Genomic DNA, 18,784 nt, shown 5'->3' on the forward strand with positions numbered 1-18,784 from the left:
TGATTTTCATACATTAATTAAAAGTTTAGGTTAACCAAAACTTTTATATACTTTATTTTATAATATATCTACTATTTAAAAAAATTTCAAGAGGGTATTAATCAATAAAATGTCAACAAAAGATATTAGTGAAAATATAGAAGAATACTTAGAAGTTTTATACAAAGAGGGGAAAAACAAAAACCATGTATCCACTACCACAATTTCCAAAAACCTAAATATAGCACCAGGTAGTGTAACTCAAATGCTAAAAAAGTTAGAACAATTAGGATACATTAAATATATACCATACAAAGGTGCAATATTAACCGATAAAGGATTAACAGTATCTCAAAAAATTACACGCAAACATAGAATACTTGAAAGATTCTTAAAAGATATTCTTAAAATAAAAGATGAAAATGTTCACTTAGAAGCATGTGCAATGGAACATGCATTATCAGATGAAGCAGAAAGAGCATTATGTCACATGTTAAAATATCCCGATGTATGTCCAGATAATCATTTAATCCCTCCATGCCACTTCGACTTTGAAAACTGTGAAGAATGTATGCAAAACACAAAAGATATTGCAGAAGTAGGAATAAGAAATGAAAATCTTATAAGTATAATTGATCTCTTACCAAAACAAAAAGGCACAGTTTTATTCATAAGAGGAGATGAAGAAACATTAACAAAAATATTAAGTCAAGGCATAGCAATAGGAACAGAAATTTCATTCAATAAAAAAGATGAAACAAGCAATGTCATAAATATCCTGGTTAATTCTAAACAAAAAATATTAAAACCAGAAATCTCAAACAATATCTTTATAAAAATAGAAAACTAAATAATAATAGTTAAATAAAATTTTCACCATTTAATTTAACAACCATTTAAAAGTTTTTAAAGAAAAAATAATTATAAAACCACCCACTTATCTTTAAAAATTTTTATAAGTATAAAAGAATAAACAAATAAATTAATTAAAAAATTTTTTCTTAACTAATTCTTATAATAAAAAAATGATAATGAAATAATTTTTAACAATAATAAAAAAAGGTTGTACTTTAATATGCGTGCCGACTTATTTGATAAAACAGTAACAATAAAAATAGATAATGAAAGTAAAAGAGCCATAAGCTTCAATCAAAAAAGTGGATTTGGGAAATTAAGTGAAGATAAATTAGAATTATCTCTAATAGAAGCATTATACTTAATGGAAAATGGAAGAATAGACATTTATAAAAACAATCAAAAATGTACTCAAGACCAAATCTTAACTTTAATTAAAAACCAAGATTTATTTGGAAAATATATAGTATATAAAGATTTAAAAGATAGAGGATATATTATAAAAACCGGATTTAAATATGGATCTGAATTCAGATTATACGATCGGGGAAGACAACCAGGTGCAGGACATTCTGACTATTTAGTTAAAGTATTATATGAATCTTATGACATACACGCATTAGACTTTGCAAGCTATATAAGAGTAGCACATGGTGTTAATAAGAAATTATTACTTGCAGTAGTAGACGAAGACCACGATATAACATATTATAATGTAGAATGGACAAGACCATAAAAAAAGGAGGTAAAATTTTCATGTTAATAGACCCATGGGCATCATCACAAGTAGATTATGATAAACTTGTAAACCAATTCGGAATAAAAAAATTCCAAGATATTATAGGAAAAATAAATGAACCCTCAAGATTAATGAGAAGAGGAGTAATATTCGGACACAGAGACTATGATAAAATAATACCATTAGCAAACCAAAAAAAAGAATTTGCAGTAGTGACTGGAATGATGCCAAGTGGACAAATGCATATAGGACACAAAATGGTAGTGGACCAATTAAAATGGTATGCGGATAAAGGTGCAACATTATCATTACCTATTGCAGATATGGAATCATATGCAGCAAGAGGAATAAGTTTAGAAAAAGCAAAAGACATAGCAATAAACGAATACTTAACAAATTATATAGCATTAGGATTGGACTTAACTAATGAAAAAATAAATGTTTATTTACAATCACAAAATAACTTATTAAAAGATTTAACATTCAAAATCAGTAAAAGATCCAATTTCAATGAAATGAAAGCAATTTATGGATTCACACAATCCACAAATTTAGCACATTTATATGCACCACTAACACAAGTAGCAGACATATTACTCCCACAAATACCTGAAAATGGAGGGCCAAAACAAGTCGTTGTACCTGTAGGTGTTGATCAAGACCCTCATATTAGATTAACACGTGATATTGCGGATAAAATGAATGAAGAATACAAATTCAAACCACCAGCAAGCACATACCACAGATTCCTCACAGGATTAACTGGTGGAAAAATGTCAAGTAGTAAACCAAAAACTGCAATATATTTAAATGATACACCAAAACAGGCTGAAAAGAAAGTAAAAACAGCAAAAACAGGTGGAAGAGAAAGTTTACAAGAACAAAAAGAATTAGGTGGAAAACCAGATGAATGTGTAATTTATGAAATGTTAGTATACCACCTCATTGATTCTGATAAGGAATTAAATAAAATCCATGAAGATTGTAAAAATGGAACATTACTTTGTGGAGCTTGTAAAGCAAGAACCAGTCAATTAATGAAAGAATTCTTTGAAGACTTACATGAAAAACAACCAGAAGCAAAAGAAATAGCTAAAACACTATTCTAAAAATAATAAAGGTTTTTAATATAATGACAAATATAAAAAATTATCTAAAAATAATTGGAAGAGAAGTAAAAGCGGCATTCACTGAAAATAAATATATAATTTTAATAATAGCTGCAATATTTATAATCACAGCACTTATAGGGTTTTTCTTTGCAGCAAACTTACAAACATTGATGAATCCAGTAGTTCAAACTTTCCAACAAAGAATTAGTTCAGGACAAGTAACATTAACTACTCATAGTTTATACTACAATAATGTAATAGCTACATTAACAATATATGTGGGATCATTACTAATGGGTGTATTTGGAATATTAGCTATAATTGTAAATGCATTACTAATAGGATTTTATGCTGCAATATACAATGCACATAACCAAATAATATTATATTTATTACTTATACTCCCTCATGGAATATTTGAAATTCCTGCATTAGTTATAGCAAGTTCTGGTGGATTTGTAATGTTAGCATTTATTATAAAATTCTTAATTAATTTAATATCTCCAGATTATACTTATACTGAAATATTTGATCCAGTATACAACCAAGATAAAATTACATTAAAAGAAACACTTAAAATGTCTTGGAGAAAAAATGGTAAAATGTTTAAACAATCTATAATTTTACTTATTGTTGCAGTAGTGCTTTTAATGATTGCAGCATTTGTTGAAGCTAATATCACTAAACCTTTAGCTTTCACAATTTTTAAATATTTCTTTGGATCTGTATAAAAAATAAATCTCTAATAATTTATTTTTTTATTTTTCTTTTAATTTCAAATACTTATTTTCAACTTTTATTAAATCTTTAAGCTTAAAAATATCATAATAAAAAATTTTTTTTAAATTTTGAATAGTTTTTTATATTATGAAAAAATGAAATAACAAATGAAGTATTATTAATTTTATTTAATAAAATCTTACAAAAAAAATATTTTGAAAGTGATAAAAAATGATAAGATGTGTATCCTGTGGAGAAGAATATGATGATGATGAAATCATCTACAATTGTAAAAAATGTGGTTCAATCTTAGAAGTTGTAACAGAAGATTATGATATTCCAAAAGAAACATTTGAAGGTAGAAGAGATAATTTATGGAAATATAAAGAATTTTTACCTGTTGATGCTGATAAAAAAGTTTCTCTTGATGAAGGGGGAACACCTTTTGTCCCATGCCCTACTTTAGGTGAAGAATTAGGTATAGATTTATATGTTAAAGTTGAAGGTTCTAATCCTACTGGAAGTTTTAAAGATCGTGGAATGACTCTCGGTATGACTAAAGCAATGGAACTTGGTGTTGATACTGTTGGATGTGCAAGTACTGGTAATACCTCAGCATCTCTTTCAGCTTATGCTGCTCGTGCTGGAAAACGTTGTATTGTATTCTTACCTTCAGGTAAAGTTGCTCTTGGTAAATTAGCTCAAGCAATGTTCCATGGTGCAGAAGTAGTAAGTATAGATGGAAACTTTGATGAAGCATTAAAAGCTATGACACAATTAGCTGAAGAAAAATATTTATACTTATTAAATAGTATTAACCCATACAGATTAGAAGGACAAAAAACTATAGGTTATGAAGTTGTAGATCATCTTGGTTGGGAATCTCCTGATCGTATTGTTTTACCTGTTGGTAATGCAGGTAATATTTCAGCTATATGGAAAGGTGTATCAGAATTCCATGAAGCTGGTTTTATTGATGATTTACCTATGATGACAGGAATCCAAGCAGAAGGAGCATGTCCAATAGTTAATGCTTTCAATCAACATACTATGAAAATGACTCCAGTTGAAAATCCTGAAACTGTTGCTACTGCTATACGTATTGGTGCACCTGTAAGTAGTATTAAAGCTTTACATGCAATATATGATAGTAATGGATTTGCTCAAACTGTTTCTGATGATGAAATTTTAGCAGCTCAATTAGAACTGGCACGTAAAGAAGGGGTTGGTGTTGAACCTGCTAGTGCTGCAAGTATTGCTGGGGTTAAACGTTTAGTTAATGAAGGTGAAATTGATAAAGGTGAAAAAGTAGTATGTATTGTCACTGGACATTTACTTAAAGATCCTAATACTGCTATTAATGCTTGTACTAAACCTAAGGAAGTTAGTGCAGATTTAAATAAAATTAAAGAACTTTTACTTAATAAGTAATTTTCTATTTTCCTTTATTTTTTCTATTTTTTTTAATTAATTGTATCTTTATAATAATTTTAAATATTTTTTAGCTAGAATATTTACTCTTAAGCCCTATTTTTTCGATATATTTATATATAAGAAATTATTATATTTATTACTAAAAATGAGGTGAAAAATATGAGTGAATTACCAATTGCCCCAATAGGCAGAATTTTAAAAAAAGCTGGTGCTGAAAGAGTATCTGATGATGCAAAAATTGCATTAGCTGAAGTAATCGAAGAATGTGGAGAAGGTATCTCTCAAAAAGCTGTTGGATATGCTCGCCACGCTGGTAGAAAAACTGTAAAAGCTGAAGATATTAAATTAGCAACTAAAACTTGCTAAGTTTATTTAATATTTAGGATTAATGAAGATTTAATTATATTTTCATTTTTCCTTCCAACTTTTACTTTAAAATCTTTAATATTCTTTTTTTAATAAAAATTTTTAATCAAATTTATACTCTCTCTTTTTCATCATATAACCATAAAGTATATAATATCTGAAAACATAATTAATTATGTATATCATTTAGATTTATTTTAATTTCTAATAAATAATAGATCATTACCCTAATTTTTTATAATAAAAATTCAATATTTTATTTAAAATAATTTCTTTTAATTTTAATTTAATCATTATTAATTTTTATCATATTTAGGTAATAATGCTGTAAGATAATACAGATAATAATTGGAAAATATATGTTATGAGTATAAAAAATAGAATATGGAACCCTATGGCATTTTTCATAAGTTTATTTATGTCACTTTTAATGCCTCTTATAGTAGCAGTCCCTTTTGGTAATATGAGTTTATATACACTTTTCAGCCAATGGGTAATCAGATGGATAATAGCTTATTTTACAGTTAACTTAGTAGTTATTCCTGTAAGTTTAAGACTTGCGCAACACTTTTTCACATTCCCTCCACATGGTAAGTTATGGAATCCTGTGGCTTTCTTCATAAGTTTATGTGAATCATTTATAATGCCTTTTATATTAGCTTATGTATTTGGTGGAATGCCATTAAGTATACTAATTTTTGGATGGCCGTTTAGATGGGTTGTTGCATACTTATTAGTAACTGCATTAGTAATGCCTTTAAGCATTAAATTAGCAGAATACTTCTTTAATTTTGAATTTCCTGGAAGAGTTCAATCCCCAGAAAGTTCATAATTTCAAAATTTAATGAAAAAATTTAAATAATCCTATATAATACATAATATAAGGATTATTAAAAAATTTATTCACTCTTTTTTTAAATATTTTATAATCCTTAAAGAGTTAAGTATATAAGGTATAACAACTAAATTTAATATTGTCTAGTTCTCTAGAATTTATTTCATAAATCCTAAATTTTAGAAAATATATTATTAGCTAATTTTTACTAATAATATTCATTGAAAATATATAAACAAAAAAATAAATTAATGGTTTATATTATTTAGTGATATGAATATAATTTCATGAGTTATAGATTAAAACTAAATATTTGTGACAATTTAATAAAATATTAAAAAAGTCACTGTTTTGATTATTATAACCACAGAAAAAATACTTATTTTAAAACTGTGCAGTTATAATAATTTGCCGATGGATGGCAAAAAATTCACGCCAGATGAAAAAGGAGGTAAATTAATATGGCAAACATTTATGTAAAATTTGACACCCCAGAAGAAATAGCTCAAAAAACCGAAGAAGCTTTAGAATCAGCAAAAAATACCGGAAAGGTAGCAAAAGGAACTAACGAAGTAACTAAATTTATTGAAAGAGGTGACGCAAAACTTGTCGTTATCGCTGAAGATGTAGATCCTGCTGAAATTGTAGCACATTTACCAGTACTCGCAGAAGAAAACGAAATTCCTTACGCATACTTACCAACTAAAGAAAAAGTCGGTGGAGCTGCAGGATTAAGCGTTGGAACCGCATCAGCTTGTATTGTAGATGCAGGTGAAGCAGAAGATTTAGTAAACGAAATTGTTGAAAAAGTCGCTGAACTCAAAGAATAATCACATTCTCTGTTTTCCAGTATAATATAAACAGGAGGATAAAAAAATGAATGACGAAGGAGTTCCAGCAGAAGTCATAGAAGTTTTACACAGAACTGGTATGACTGGAGAAATCATGCAAGTAAAATGCAGAATTCTCGATGGAAGAGACAAAGGAAGAATTTTAACAAGAAACATCATGGGCCCTGTACGTAAGGGAGATGTTTTGATGTTACTCGACACAATTAGAGAAGCTAAAGAAATTAGAACCCCATAAATTTAAATAAAATTTATTTAATTTTAAGGTTCAAAATATTAACTGCTTAATCTATAATATATTTAGAAGGTGTAAGAACATGAGAACTTGTTCATTCTGTAACAAAGAAATAGAAGAAGGTACTGGAAAAATGTACGTTAAAAAAGATGGAAGCATCTATTTCTTTTGTAGTAGTAAATGTGAAAAAAATATGATACAACTTGGAAGAGTTCCAAGAAAAGTTAAATGGGTTAAAGAATGATGGAAAAAAGCTTTGTAATGATGAAGCCTGATGCAGTCGCAAGACGCTTAATGGGTAAAATATTAACAAGATTTGAAGAAAAAGGTCTCCAATTAAAAGCAATAAAACTAATGACTATAAGTGAAGACTTAGCTAAAGAACATTATGGAGAACACAGTGAAAAACCATTCTTTAATGATTTAGTAGATTACATCATTAGTGGCCCTGTACTTGCAATGGTCATTGAAGGAGACGATGCAATAAGCTTAATCAGAAAAATGGTTGGCGCAACTAATCCTCAAGAAGCAGAACTCGGAACCATCAGAGGAGATTATGGAATCCAAACTGGAAGAAACATAATCCACGCTTCAGATGCACCGGAATCTGCTGAAAGAGAAATTGGTTTATTCTTTAATGAAGATGAAATAGTAGATTATGATATGGTAGATAACACTTGGATTTATGAAGAGTTATAATCTAATATTTTAATTATACAAACCCATACATCATTAAAAACTCAAAAAAATTTAATAAATCATATTAATTAATTTTTTAGAGAATAAAAAAAAAATTTTACGGAAAAAAAGAAAAGACTTTTTTTTTGATGAGGAAACTATTAAAAAAATAACATTAAAGAGGAGTGGAGTAAAAATGAAGATAAGATCACCAATCATATCTGTATTAGGTCATGTAGATCATGGTAAAACCACACTACTAGACTATATCAGAGGAAGTACTGTGGCTGATAGAGAAGCTGGTGGAATTACACAGCATATAGGAGCAACAGAAATTCCTATAAGTACTATTAAAGATATTTGTGGAAACTTCATATCAAAACTCTCTATTAAAGATACAATTCCAGGTTTATTTTTCATAGACACTCCAGGACATGCAGCATTCACATCACTAAGAAAACGTGGAGGAGCTTTAGCAGATTTAGCAATACTTATAGTGGATATAAATGAAGGTTTTAAACCTCAAACTATTGAAGCAATAAATATCCTTAAAATGTATAAAACCCCTTTTGTCGTTGCAGCTAATAAAATTGATAAAATATTTGGTTGGGAATCCCATCCGGGAAATTCATTCACACAATCATTTCAAGAACAAGCACCTAGTGTGCAACAAGATCTTAATCAAAAACTGTATGAACTTGTTGGAGAACTACATAAATTAGGTTTTCAATCAGAAAGATTTGATAGAATAAGCTCCTATGCAAGTCAAATATCAATAATTCCAGTTAGTGCAAGCACTGGTGAAGGAATAATAGAATTAAATGCAATGCTTTTAGGTTTAGCTCAAGAATATTTAACACAACAGTTAGAAATACATGAAAATGCACCTGCTAAAGGTACAGTTCTTGAAGTTAAAGAAGAAACAGGATTAGGAATGACAATTGACACTATCATTTATGATGGGGTTTTAAGAACTAATGATGAAATAGTTTTAATGCTTAAAAATGAGATATTAACAACTAATGTTAGATCTATACTTAAACCAAATCCTTTAGAAGAAATGCGAGATTCTAAGAAAAGATTCCAAAAAGTTGATGAAATTGTCGCTGCAGCAGGAGTTAAAATAGCAGCACCTAACTTAGAAGATGTAGTGTCTGGTTCACCTTTACGTGTTATTAATGATGAAGAAGATGTTAAAAAAGAAATCCTAAAAGAAATTGAAGATATCACTATAGACACTGAAGAAAATGGTGTTTTAGTTAAAGCAGATACTTTAGGTTCACTTGAAGCAGTTGTTAATATACTTAATCAAGAAAAAATTCCAATTAGATCTGCAGATATTGGAGATGTTAATAAAAAGGATGTTATTAAAGCATCTATCTCACAAAAAGAAGATCCTGATCATGGGGTAATTATTGCTTTTAATGTTGATGTTCATCCAAAAGCAAGAAGAGAACTTGAAGAAACATCTCTTAAATTATTCCAAGGTAATGTAATTTATAAATTAACTGAAGATCATCATGATTGGTTAGAAGAAAGAAAGAGTGCTGTTAAAAAACATTTACTTGATTCTTTAATAAAACCAGCTAAAATTATGATTCTTCCTAAACTTATTTTCAGACAATCAAAACCTGCTATTTGCGGTATTGAAGTTTTAAATGGTACTGTAAAACCCGGTTATATTTTAATGGATGAAAATGGTAATAAAGTAGGTTCAATAGCTAGTATGGAAGATAAAGGTGAAACTTTACCAAGTATGAGTCGTGGTCAACAAGTTGCAATGGCAGTTAATGATGCTATTGCAGGTAAAGACTTTGAAGAGGGAGATAGCTTATACGTGGATATTCCTGAAAAACATTTTAAAGTTATTGAAAGAAAATTCAAGGATAAATTAAATGATGATGAATTAGCTTGTTTAGAAGAATTTGTACGTATTAAACGTAAAGATGATTCTGAATGGGGTAAATTCGGTTTATTTGAATAAATTTAACAATAATTTTTCTAATTTTATATTAGAAAAATCATTTTACTAAAATTATTAAACATTTTAAAAATTAAAAAAAATAATGGAGGAATTTATTTGGCATTCAAAATAGTTGTTTCAGATAAAGCAGAAACTTATCAAGTTGAAGCTGAAGATGCTAAACAAATTGTAGGCTTATCTCTTGGTGAAGAATTCGATGGTAATGTCATAGGATTAGAAGGATACACTCTTAAACTCACTGGTGGTAGTGATAAAAACGGTTTCCCTATGAGACGTGATATTTCTGGACCAAGAAGAGTTAGAAGTCTCTTATCTAATGGAGTAGGTTACAATCCAAAAAATAATGGTGTTAAAAGACGAAAAACTTTAAGAGGAAACGTCATATCTGATGATATAGTTCAAATTAACACTATTGTTACTAAAAATGGTAGCAAATCATTAGCTGAAATCTTAAATCCTGAAGAAGAAGCTGAAGAATAGTTATAATATTTTTTTAACTATTTTTCAATTAAATTTTTAATTTTATTTAATGAAAACTCTTAAAAAGAATTTAAATTAAATATAATAATTATAATTTATACAATAATATAAATTTAAAAAATAATAAATATATAAATAGAATTTTAACGATTATAAAAAAAGAGGGTAATAGTTTTTTTTAAAACAATTCCTTTTTTTATCACTTATATACGAAATAAAAAAATTAAATAAAAAAAATAATTAGCAGGTGTAATCTGTGACAGTACAATCTGATGTAAACATAGGCTTAGTGGGTCATGTCGACCATGGTAAAACAACTCTTACCAAAGCATTATCTGGAGTATGGACAGACACTCATAGTGAAGAAACTAAAAGAGGAATATCTATCCGATTAGGATATGCAGATATAGAATTTAGAAAATGTCCAAAATGTGACGAGCCTTTATGTTATACTACTAAAAAAACTTGTGAGCATTGTGGAAGTGAAACTGAACTTTTAAGACAAGTATCTTTTGTTGATGCTCCAGGACACGAAACTCTTATGGCTACCATGTTATCTGGTGCAGCTATAATGGATGGTGCAGTATTAGTAATCGCTGCAAATGAAAAATGTCCTCAACCACAAACAAAAGAACACTTAATGGCTCTAGATGTAATTGGAGTAAAAGATGTAGTTGTTGTTCAAAACAAGATAGACATTGTCCCAAAAAAGAGAGCAATTGAAAGTTATAAAGAAATACAAGAATTTGTAAAAGGTACCTGTGCAGAAAACGCACCAATCATCCCAGTTTCAGCTCAACAAGAAGCAAATATGGATATATTAATTGAAGCTATGGGTGAAGTTATAAAAACTCCAGAACATGATATTGAAAAACCTGCACGTATGTATGTAGCAAGATCATTTGATATAAACAAACCAGGTTCACCTCCTAAAAAACTTCGTGGAGGAGTTATAGGTGGAAGTCTCATTCAAGGAAAACTTAAAGTTGGAGACACTATTGAAATCCGCCCAGGAATCAATATCGGTGAAGGTAAACATTCTAAATGGATTAATCTTAAAAGTGAAATTGTTGGTTTAGAAGTAGGTGGACAACATGTTGAAGAAGTAGGTCCTGGAGGATTAATAGGAGTAGCTACAAAACTTGATCCATCATTAACAAAAGCTGATACTTTATCCGGTTCTGTTGCAGGTAAAGAAGGTTCCTTACCAGATGTATTACATAACTTCAATATGAAAGCAAACTTATTAGATCGTGTAGTTGGTACTAAAGAAGAAAGAGAAGTTTCCCCAATTAAATTACATGAACCATTAATGATAAATTGTGGAACAACTACTACAATTGGAGTAGTAGATGAAGTTTCCGGTGATGATTTCCACGTAAACTTAAAACTCCCTGTATGTGCAGATAGTGGTGACAGATTAGCACTAAGTCGTAGAGTTGGAGCACGTTGGAGATTAATAGGTTTCGGTATTATCCAATAAAAAAATTTTTAATACAATATATAAATATAAGAGGTATTAAATATCATGGAAAATCAAAAAGAAATAATATTAGATACGAATTTTTCATGATTCCCTTTCAGTTCAATATAGATATAATTGATGAACTTGAAAAAGCCTTTCCCTCTTATAAATTAACAACCCCTCAATTCGTTATCAATGAATTAAAAGGTTTAAAAAGAAATCAAAAAGGCAAAACTAGGGTAGAAGCAGGATTAGCTTTAAAATATGCACAATCATCTAAAATAAAAATAAAAAACATATCATTACAAGAAAAAGAAACTGTAGACGATGCTTTGATTAGAGTAAGTAAAGTTTTAGCCACAAACGATAAAGAATTAAAACAAAGGGCTAAAAATCAAGGAAGAACGATCGTTTACTTAAGACAAAAAAGATATGTAGCAGTAGATGGTTATATTTAAATAAAATATTTCATACTAATATTAAATAAAATATTTATTGACAAAAAAGATAATGGTGGCAAAAAAATGAATTTATGGAAAGATTTAAAACCAGGAGAAAACATACCAGACGAATTCAATGCAATAATTGAAGTTCCTAAAGGCTCTCGTAACAAATATGAATATAATAAAGAAGCTGAAGCATTTGAATTAGATAGAGTATTATATTCTCCCGTACATTACCCAGCAGATTATGGTTTCATACCACAAACAACTTATGATGATGGCGATCCAATGGATGTATTAGTAATGATGCAACAACCAACATTCCCAGGATGCTTATTAAAAGTAAGACCTGTAGGTATAATGGGTATGATTGATACTGGAGAAAAAGATTATAAAATACTTGCAGTACCTGTAGATGATCCAAGATTTGCAGAAATACAAAATATTGATGATGTGCCTGAAGCATTTAAAAAAGAAGTACAACATTTCTTCAGTGTATATAAAAATTTACAAGGTAAAAAAGTAGATGTTTTAGATTGGGAAGATATTGATGCTGCAAAAACAGAATTAGTACGTTCTATCGATATGTATAAAGAAAAATACTAAAACAGAGAAATTATAAATAATAAAAGAGAAAAGAAGGGATAAATTTGTATTATATGAGTAAAATTCAAGACACAGTAAGAATCCCACCTTATAAATTTGAAGACCCTCTTGATGATGTTGCTATTCAAACATTAAACGATGAATATAATGGTGTTTTAGATAAAAAATTAGGTTTAATGGTAGCAGTAACAAGTATCGATGAAATCGATGATGGTGTACTCATAATGGGTGATGGAGCAGCTTACCATCATGTAACATTCAATGCTATCTTTTACAAACCAGAACAACAAGAAATTGTTGAAGGTGAAGTAATAGAAATAGCAGAATTTGGAGCATTTGTAAGAATTGGACCAATGGATGGTCTTGTTCATGTTTCTCAAGTAACTGATGATTATATTAATTATGATTTCAAAAGAGGAGCACTTCTTGGTAAAGAATCTAATAAATCTTTAGAAGAAACTAATCGTGTAAGAGCTAGAATAGTTGCTCTTAGTTTAAAAGGAAAATCTGTTAATGATACCCGTATAGGATTAACCATGAGACAAACTGGTTTAGGTAGATTTGAATGGATTGAAGAAGAAAAAAACAAGAATAAAAAAGGTAAGAAGGCTAAAAAATGAGTGAAAAAGCATGTACCTCTTGTAAAATGTTAACTTCCAAAGAAAGATGTCCTGTTTGTAAAAATCCTACAAGCTCAAATTGGAGTGGATTAGTAATCATAACTGATCCTGATAATTCTGATGTTGCTAAAGAATTAAATATAACTCTTAAAGGCGAATATGCACTAAGAGTCAGATAATTAATTAAAACTTTTCATAAATAATTTTGTCAAATTAATAAAAGAATATATTTTTCTAAATTATTCTTTTTAAATATAAATATTAAATTAAAACATAATTAGAGGTTAAAATCTTGTTTGTATTAAATAATAATATGATATCAGAATTCAAAAAACCACTTGGAAAATTATATCCTAATTTTGAGGATGCAATTCCTGATATAAAAAAAGCAGATTTTTTAATCTCAGTAGGAGATCAAACTACTAAAAATTTAAAAGATAACGATTTAACACCCCATCTTGGAATAATTGATAATCGTATACAAAGAAAAGATCATTCTCATGATTTAATACAAAATAACATACTTGAAGCAAATAATCCCGCAGGAACAATTACCGATGATCTATGGGAAACCATAGAATCTGCTATTAAAGCTATAAATGCTGATGGAATCAAACGTCAAATTGTAGTTAAAGGGGAAGAAGATCTTGCAGTTCTTCCTTGCATCTTAATTGCACCTGAAGATACTATAATATTATATGGACAACCAAATGAAGGTTTAGTTTATGTAAAAGCTTCAGATGTTAAATCTAAAGCAAAAGAATTAATGTCCTATAGTACACATTAATATGCTTTTTATTAAATAAATAAAACCCCAAAAAAATAATAATTGGATAATCTAAATATAAAAAATAAATATATAATGAGGTTTAATAATGGAATACACTATCATAGAAAAAAAAGAAAACAAAGTTTTAGAAAGAACTGAAGTTAAATTTGAAATTGATTATGAAGGAGAAGCTACTCCTAACACAATGACTGTAAAAAGTAAACTTATTGCACTTTTAGATACTAAAAAAGATTTAATTGTAATAGATAGTATTAAACCCTCCTATGGTGAACCTATTGCAGTAGGATATGCAAAAGTATACGATAATGAAGCAGCTTTAAAGAAAGTTGAAACCACTAGTGTTATTGAAAAAAATACTGAACCAGAAGCTCCAGAAGAATCTGAAGAAGCAGAAGAATAAAATTAGTATAATATTTTAATAAAATAAATTTAAGGGAGAAAATTAACATGAAAGTAAGTAGTCTTTACAAAGTCGATGGCGATAAAATAGAACGTAAAAATCCAATCTGCCCACGTTGTGGAAATGGAGTATTTATGGCAGACCACGGTGACAGATACGCATGTGGTAAATGTGGATACACTGAAATGAAAAATAAAGATTAAGTTTATAAAAAATTATAATATTTTTTATTACTTAACCATCTATTTTTTTTTAAATACAAAATAAATATACTCATTTTTTTTAAATTCAAATATTTACATACTTAATACTATTTTTTCTACATTTTAATATTAGAAAATTATATAAACTAATTAATATAAAATTTTTTTTAAGGTGAAGTCATGAAACTTAGAAGTGGAAGATTAGAAAAAGAGATGACAGATGAAGCAGCTGAATACACTTCATCTCTTGAATTTGATAAAATCATTTTCAATGCCGATGTAAAATGTAACATGGCACATACATTAATGTTAAAACAAGAGAACATAATAGATTTTGAAATAGCTGATCATATTATTGATGCATTAATTTCACTTAAAGATGAAGGATATGATGTATTAGAATTTGATCCATCTGTAGAAGATGTGCATATGGCTGTTGAAAATTATGTAACCAATAAAATAGGTCCAGAAGCAGGTTTCATGCACACTGCTAAATCTAGAAATGATCAAGTAGCAACTGATATTCGTCTTGTTTTACGTGAAAAAATAAGAGAAATGCAATATGATATTTTAGATTTCATTACTGGTATAGTTGATCTTGCTGGAGAATATAAAGAATCTGTTTTCATAGGTTTCACTCACTTACAACATGCTCAACCTATTACTGTAGCACATCATTTAATGGCTTATGCTCAAAGTTTAAAAAGAGATTATCAACGTTTAGATGATACTTATAAAAGAGTTAATATAAATCCATTAGGCTCAGCTGCTATGACTACTACAAGTTTTCCAATTAATCGAGAATTAACAACTCAACTTTTAGGTTTTGATTCATATATGGAAAATAGTATGGATGGAGTTGCTGCACGAGATTTTATTGCTGAGACTGTATTTGATTTAACTCAATTATGCACTACATTATCTAAAATTTGTGAAGAGTTAGTTCTTTGGAGTACTTATGAATTTGGAGTTATTACAATGGCAGATGAATATTGTAGTACAAGTAGTATTATGCCTCAGAAGAAAAATCCTGATGTTGCAGAAGTTGCAAGAAGTAAAGCTACAATTGCTAATGGAGAATTAGTAACAATTTTAACTATGCTTAAAGCTTTACCTTATACTTACAATAGAGATTTACAAGAACTCACTCCTCATCTTTGGAATGCTATTCAAAACAGTTATGATACTTTGGAAATAGTTAAACATATGTTATTGTCTGTTAAATTTAATACAGATAGATGTTTAGATTTAGCTAGTAAGAATTTTGCTACTGCTACTGATCTTGCAGATATTATGGTCCGTGAACGTAAAATTCCTTTCCGTACTGCACATAAAATTGTTGGTCGGATAGTTAATGAAGCTATTAGTAATGGTTTAAATGCTGAAGATATTACTTCTGATTATGTTGATAATGTTGCTGTTGAATTAGGTTTTAATAAACTTAATTTAGGTGATGATTTGGTTCATACTGCTCTTAATCCACTAGAAAATGTTAAGATGAGAAATGTTCCTGGTGGTCCTTCTCCTGAAATGGTTGAGCTAGCTAGAAATAATATGATTTCTTTTGTTAATACTGAAATTTCTTTAAAAAAATCTTTAAAAGATTAAAATTTTTTACTATTTTTACATTTTATATTTTTTTCGCCCTAATTTTTATATATTATAACAAAAATATACTAACATATGATAGTTCAATTTTGAACTATTTTCTTTTAATTAAATAAACTAAAGGATTAAAAAATAATGTCATTTTTAAAATTAATACTTAAAAACCCATTTAGAAGTAAATCCCGAGCAATCCTTGCAATAATAGGAATTGGGATAGGAATAGCAACAATTGTAGCACTGGGGGCAATGACTGAAGGAATGGTATCAGGTGTTGACGATACATTACATGCTGGAGGATCAGACTTTACAGTTGCAGGAAATGAAAACAATACAGACTCAGGAATGTCACAACAAAATATGGCCTCATTTGGAGCCACACCATTAAACCAATCATGGGTTGGGAAAATATTAAATGTAACAGGAGTAAATTCTGCAGTAGGTATATATAGTACAATGGTACAACCTCAAGGATTAAATGGTTACCTAGTTGTTATAGGATTAGATCCAAGTCAATCAAAATTTGCAGAATTAACTATAACCAATGGAACATCATACCATAAAAATACTTCAGAAATGATAATGGGAAAACTATCAGCTGAACAATTAAACAAAACAGTAGGTGACAATTTAACTCTTAAAGATAAAACATACCATATTGTTGGAACATATGAAACTGGAGATAGTAACCAAGATCAAGGAGTATACACCAGCCTAGAAAATGCACAAAACATAGATGATACAAAAGGAAATGTTTCCATGATATATGTTAAAGTAGATAAAGGAGCAGATGTCGATCAAGTTACACAAAGAATAGATAACTTATATAGTGATAATGTAACTACTATAAGTTCAGTATCAGATATTTCATCAATGCAAAGTGTAATAGATATGTTAAACAGTGCATCATGGGCAATAAGTTTACTTGCAATAATTATTGGAGGATTAGGAATAATCAATACCATGCTAATGAGTGTAATGGAAAGAACCAGAGAAATAGGTGTACTAAAAGCTGTTGGATGGAGTAGTAAAAAAATATTACTAATGATAATGGGAGAATCTGTAGTTATAACCGTAATATCTGCTATAGTAGGAACTATTATGGGAGTAATAGGTGTAGAACTAATAACTGCCATGGGAATAATGAATGGATTAACACCAATATTTACTATAACTACTATATCAGAAGCATTTGCAGTTGCAATAATAGTAGGGCTCTTAGGAGGATTATATCCTGCAATTAAAGCAACTAAATTACAACCAACAGAAGCTTTAAGATATGAATAAAAAAAAGAGGGAAAATTATTATGGGTGAAAATATTGTAGAAGTAAAAAACTTAGTGAAAACTTATGAAAATGGACAAGTAAAAGCATTAAATGATATAAGTTTCAACATAAAAGAAGGAGAATTTGTTTCAATCATAGGACCCTCTGGTAGTGGAAAATCAACACTTTTACATATGTTAGGAGCATTAGATATCCAGGATAGTGGTTCAATACGTGTGGGGAATATAAATCTAGAAAAAAGTAAAAAATTAAATGAATTCCGTGCAGAACAAATAGGATTCATTTTCCAATTACATAATCTTATACCTAATCTATCAGTTGTGGAAAATGTTGAAATACCTATGTATACACAAAAAATTTCTAGTAAAGATCAAAGAACTAAAGCATTAAGTTTATTGGAAGATGTAGGAATAAAAAATAAAGCTAAAATGAAACCTAATCAATTATCTGGTGGGGAACGTCAAAGAGTGGCTATTGCAAGATCTCTTGCAAATGATCCTTCAATCGTATTGGCAGATGAACCTACAGGATCCTTAGATTCTAAAACTAGTAATAAGATTCTTGAAAAATTAACTTTATTAAATAAACAAAAAAATGTTACTATAATCCTTGTTACTCATGATATGAATGTAGCAAAACTAGCAGACCGTGTTATTGAAGTTTTAGATGGAAAAATCCTTGAAAATTCAGAGGATTCATTACTTGATAATAAAATTTCTGTCTAATTCTAAAAAATAGGGAATTATTAAAAAAAGGCATTTTTATTAAAAAAATGATCCTTTTTTATTTATTTTCCTCAAATAATTGATCTAACTTTTTTTCCATTTCTTCATCAGTTAAATCATCATCTAATTTTTTATCAAATTCACTTTCATCATCAAATGTTTCCTCGAAACGTTCTTTTTCTTCACTTAAGATTTTTTCCTTATTTAAAGCCCAATTTTCTTGTATTTCTTTTTGTAATTTATCATCTGCTTCTATAACAGGTCCAGTATAATCACAATTATAACATAACCATCTAGACCAAACTTGAGGAATTATCCATTTAACATTATCAGATCCACATCTTGGACATATTTTCTTTTTCAATTTTACTCAAC

25 protein-coding genes are annotated in these 18,784 nt (G+C 28.7%); 24 read left to right on the forward strand and 1 reads right to left on the reverse strand.

The window, feature by feature from the left end; all coding sequences use genetic code 11:
- The first annotated feature begins 109 nt into the window (after positions 1–109).
- From BP769_RS07360 to BP769_RS07475, 24 genes are all read left to right on the forward strand, one after another.
- Complete coding sequence (locus BP769_RS07360) at positions 110–829, forward strand: iron dependent repressor, metal binding and dimerization domain protein (protein ID WP_409197723.1); 720 nt, start codon at positions 110–112, stop codon at positions 827–829.
- Between the two features lie 225 nt (positions 830–1,054).
- Positions 1,055–1,570 carry a tRNA-intron lyase gene (gene endA, locus BP769_RS07365; RefSeq protein WP_409197722.1) on the forward strand — a complete coding sequence of 172 codons (516 nt, stop codon included), beginning with the start codon at positions 1,055–1,057 and terminating at the stop codon, positions 1,568–1,570.
- Positions 1,571–1,590: 20 nt separating this feature from the next.
- Entirely contained in the window at positions 1,591–2,682 is a 1,092-nt protein-coding gene (locus tag BP769_RS07370; protein ID WP_413826037.1) for a tryptophan--tRNA ligase, read from the forward strand.
- A 23-nt stretch (positions 2,683–2,705) separates the two neighbouring features.
- Positions 2,706–3,416, forward strand: coding sequence for a stage II sporulation protein M (locus tag BP769_RS07375; RefSeq protein ID WP_409197720.1), 711 nt, complete (start codon positions 2,706–2,708; stop codon positions 3,414–3,416).
- Between the two features lie 220 nt (positions 3,417–3,636).
- Entirely contained in the window at positions 3,637–4,836 is a 1,200-nt protein-coding gene (gene thrC / locus BP769_RS07380) for a threonine synthase (protein ID WP_409197719.1), read from the forward strand.
- A gap of 138 nt (positions 4,837–4,974) precedes the next feature.
- Positions 4,975–5,205: a histone family protein gene (locus tag BP769_RS07385; RefSeq protein ID WP_409199093.1), complete on the forward strand. Its 231-nt coding sequence runs from the start codon at positions 4,975–4,977 to the stop codon at positions 5,203–5,205.
- Between the two features lie 364 nt (positions 5,206–5,569).
- Positions 5,570–6,037, forward strand: coding sequence for a hypothetical protein (locus BP769_RS07390; RefSeq protein ID WP_409197718.1), 468 nt, complete (start codon positions 5,570–5,572; stop codon positions 6,035–6,037).
- Positions 6,038–6,501: 464 nt separating this feature from the next.
- On the forward strand, positions 6,502–6,870 hold the full coding sequence (gene rpl7ae / locus BP769_RS07395) for a 50S ribosomal protein L7Ae (protein ID WP_413826029.1): 369 nt from the start codon (positions 6,502–6,504) through the stop codon (positions 6,868–6,870).
- Positions 6,871–6,916: 46 nt separating this feature from the next.
- Complete coding sequence (locus BP769_RS07400; protein WP_409197716.1) at positions 6,917–7,126, forward strand: 30S ribosomal protein S28e; 210 nt, start codon at positions 6,917–6,919, stop codon at positions 7,124–7,126.
- Positions 7,127–7,205: 79 nt separating this feature from the next.
- On the forward strand, positions 7,206–7,367 hold the full coding sequence (locus BP769_RS07405; RefSeq protein ID WP_409197715.1) for a 50S ribosomal protein L24e: 162 nt from the start codon (positions 7,206–7,208) through the stop codon (positions 7,365–7,367).
- Complete coding sequence (gene ndk / locus BP769_RS07410) at positions 7,364–7,822, forward strand: nucleoside-diphosphate kinase (RefSeq protein WP_409197714.1); 459 nt, start codon at positions 7,364–7,366, stop codon at positions 7,820–7,822. The genes BP769_RS07405 and ndk overlap by 4 nt, the downstream gene beginning before the upstream one ends.
- Before the next feature lie 175 nt (positions 7,823–7,997).
- Positions 7,998–9,785 (forward strand): translation initiation factor IF-2, encoded by a 1,788-nt coding sequence (gene infB / locus BP769_RS07415; protein WP_413826026.1) that lies wholly within the window; start codon positions 7,998–8,000, stop codon positions 9,783–9,785.
- A gap of 96 nt (positions 9,786–9,881) precedes the next feature.
- Positions 9,882–10,265, forward strand: coding sequence for a 30S ribosomal protein S6e (locus BP769_RS07420; protein WP_409197712.1), 384 nt, complete (start codon positions 9,882–9,884; stop codon positions 10,263–10,265).
- 256 nt (positions 10,266–10,521) lie between these two features.
- Positions 10,522–11,748 carry a translation initiation factor IF-2 subunit gamma gene (locus BP769_RS07425; RefSeq protein ID WP_413862348.1) on the forward strand — a complete coding sequence of 409 codons (1,227 nt, stop codon included), beginning with the start codon at positions 10,522–10,524 and terminating at the stop codon, positions 11,746–11,748.
- 86 nt (positions 11,749–11,834) lie between these two features.
- Positions 11,835–12,188 (forward strand): PIN domain-containing protein, encoded by a 354-nt coding sequence (locus BP769_RS07430; RefSeq protein ID WP_409197710.1) that lies wholly within the window; start codon positions 11,835–11,837, stop codon positions 12,186–12,188.
- A gap of 66 nt (positions 12,189–12,254) precedes the next feature.
- A complete protein-coding gene (locus tag BP769_RS07435; RefSeq protein WP_409197709.1) occupies positions 12,255–12,779 on the forward strand; it encodes an inorganic diphosphatase in 525 nt (174 codons plus the stop codon).
- Between the two features lie 53 nt (positions 12,780–12,832).
- Positions 12,833–13,399, forward strand: a complete 567-nt coding sequence (locus BP769_RS07440; protein ID WP_413826021.1) for a DNA-directed RNA polymerase — start codon at positions 12,833–12,835, stop codon at positions 13,397–13,399.
- The gene (spt4, locus tag BP769_RS07445) at positions 13,396–13,578 is read left to right on the forward strand and encodes a transcription elongation factor subunit Spt4 (protein ID WP_413826018.1); all 183 of its coding nucleotides are present in this window, start codon (positions 13,396–13,398) and stop codon (positions 13,576–13,578) included. Before BP769_RS07440 ends, spt4 begins: the two co-directional genes overlap by 4 nt.
- 134 nt (positions 13,579–13,712) lie before the next feature.
- Positions 13,713–14,186, forward strand: a complete 474-nt coding sequence (locus BP769_RS07450) for a GTP-dependent dephospho-CoA kinase family protein (protein WP_413826129.1) — start codon at positions 13,713–13,715, stop codon at positions 14,184–14,186.
- 88 nt (positions 14,187–14,274) lie between these two features.
- Positions 14,275–14,589, forward strand: a complete 315-nt coding sequence (locus BP769_RS07455; protein WP_413826015.1) for a 30S ribosomal protein S24e — start codon at positions 14,275–14,277, stop codon at positions 14,587–14,589.
- A 47-nt stretch (positions 14,590–14,636) separates the two neighbouring features.
- Positions 14,637–14,792 carry a 30S ribosomal protein S27ae gene (locus BP769_RS07460; protein ID WP_409197706.1) on the forward strand — a complete coding sequence of 52 codons (156 nt, stop codon included), beginning with the start codon at positions 14,637–14,639 and terminating at the stop codon, positions 14,790–14,792.
- Between the two features lie 180 nt (positions 14,793–14,972).
- Positions 14,973–16,400 (forward strand): argininosuccinate lyase, encoded by a 1,428-nt coding sequence (gene argH / locus BP769_RS07465; protein WP_413862350.1) that lies wholly within the window; start codon positions 14,973–14,975, stop codon positions 16,398–16,400.
- A 135-nt stretch (positions 16,401–16,535) separates the two neighbouring features.
- Positions 16,536–17,684 carry an ABC transporter permease gene (locus BP769_RS07470; protein ID WP_413862352.1) on the forward strand — a complete coding sequence of 383 codons (1,149 nt, stop codon included), beginning with the start codon at positions 16,536–16,538 and terminating at the stop codon, positions 17,682–17,684.
- Positions 17,685–17,704: 20 nt separating this feature from the next.
- Positions 17,705–18,409: an ABC transporter ATP-binding protein gene (locus tag BP769_RS07475; RefSeq protein WP_413862354.1), complete on the forward strand. Its 705-nt coding sequence runs from the start codon at positions 17,705–17,707 to the stop codon at positions 18,407–18,409.
- A gap of 58 nt (positions 18,410–18,467) precedes the next feature.
- Here BP769_RS07475 and BP769_RS07480 read toward each other — a convergent pair whose 3' ends face one another.
- Positions 18,468–18,773 carry a hypothetical protein gene (locus BP769_RS07480; protein ID WP_413828387.1) on the reverse strand — a complete coding sequence of 102 codons (306 nt, stop codon included), beginning with the start codon at positions 18,771–18,773 and terminating at the stop codon, positions 18,468–18,470.
- Positions 18,774–18,784 lie beyond the last annotated feature (11 nt).

Source organism: Methanobrevibacter sp. UBA417, assembly GCF_002508845.1.
In the GTDB taxonomy this organism is placed as follows: domain Archaea; phylum Methanobacteriota; class Methanobacteria; order Methanobacteriales; family Methanobacteriaceae; genus Methanobrevibacter_A; species Methanobrevibacter_A acididurans.

Coding starts and splice junctions, on each gene's coding strand:
- BP769_RS07360 (WP_409197723.1), top strand. CDS start 110: ATGTCAACAAAAGATATTAGTGAAAATATAGAAGAATACTTAGAAGTT.
- endA (WP_409197722.1), top strand. CDS start 1,055: ATGCGTGCCGACTTATTTGATAAAACAGTAACAATAAAAATAGATAAT.
- BP769_RS07370 (WP_413826037.1), top strand. CDS start 1,591: ATGTTAATAGACCCATGGGCATCATCACAAGTAGATTATGATAAACTT.
- BP769_RS07375 (WP_409197720.1), top strand. CDS start 2,706: ATGACAAATATAAAAAATTATCTAAAAATAATTGGAAGAGAAGTAAAA.
- thrC (WP_409197719.1), top strand. CDS start 3,637: ATGATAAGATGTGTATCCTGTGGAGAAGAATATGATGATGATGAAATC.
- BP769_RS07390 (WP_409197718.1), top strand. CDS start 5,570: ATGAGTATAAAAAATAGAATATGGAACCCTATGGCATTTTTCATAAGT.
- rpl7ae (WP_413826029.1), top strand. CDS start 6,502: ATGGCAAACATTTATGTAAAATTTGACACCCCAGAAGAAATAGCTCAA.
- BP769_RS07400 (WP_409197716.1), top strand. CDS start 6,917: ATGAATGACGAAGGAGTTCCAGCAGAAGTCATAGAAGTTTTACACAGA.
- BP769_RS07405 (WP_409197715.1), top strand. CDS start 7,206: ATGAGAACTTGTTCATTCTGTAACAAAGAAATAGAAGAAGGTACTGGA.
- ndk (WP_409197714.1), top strand. CDS start 7,364: ATGATGGAAAAAAGCTTTGTAATGATGAAGCCTGATGCAGTCGCAAGA.
- infB (WP_413826026.1), top strand. CDS start 7,998: ATGAAGATAAGATCACCAATCATATCTGTATTAGGTCATGTAGATCAT.
- BP769_RS07430 (WP_409197710.1), top strand. CDS start 11,835: ATGATTCCCTTTCAGTTCAATATAGATATAATTGATGAACTTGAAAAA.
- BP769_RS07435 (WP_409197709.1), top strand. CDS start 12,255: ATGAATTTATGGAAAGATTTAAAACCAGGAGAAAACATACCAGACGAA.
- BP769_RS07440 (WP_413826021.1), top strand. CDS start 12,833: ATGAGTAAAATTCAAGACACAGTAAGAATCCCACCTTATAAATTTGAA.
- spt4 (WP_413826018.1), top strand. CDS start 13,396: ATGAGTGAAAAAGCATGTACCTCTTGTAAAATGTTAACTTCCAAAGAA.
- BP769_RS07450 (WP_413826129.1), top strand. CDS start 13,713: ATGATATCAGAATTCAAAAAACCACTTGGAAAATTATATCCTAATTTT.
- BP769_RS07455 (WP_413826015.1), top strand. CDS start 14,275: ATGGAATACACTATCATAGAAAAAAAAGAAAACAAAGTTTTAGAAAGA.
- BP769_RS07460 (WP_409197706.1), top strand. CDS start 14,637: ATGAAAGTAAGTAGTCTTTACAAAGTCGATGGCGATAAAATAGAACGT.
- argH (WP_413862350.1), top strand. CDS start 14,973: ATGAAACTTAGAAGTGGAAGATTAGAAAAAGAGATGACAGATGAAGCA.
- BP769_RS07470 (WP_413862352.1), top strand. CDS start 16,536: ATGTCATTTTTAAAATTAATACTTAAAAACCCATTTAGAAGTAAATCC.
- BP769_RS07475 (WP_413862354.1), top strand. CDS start 17,705: ATGGGTGAAAATATTGTAGAAGTAAAAAACTTAGTGAAAACTTATGAA.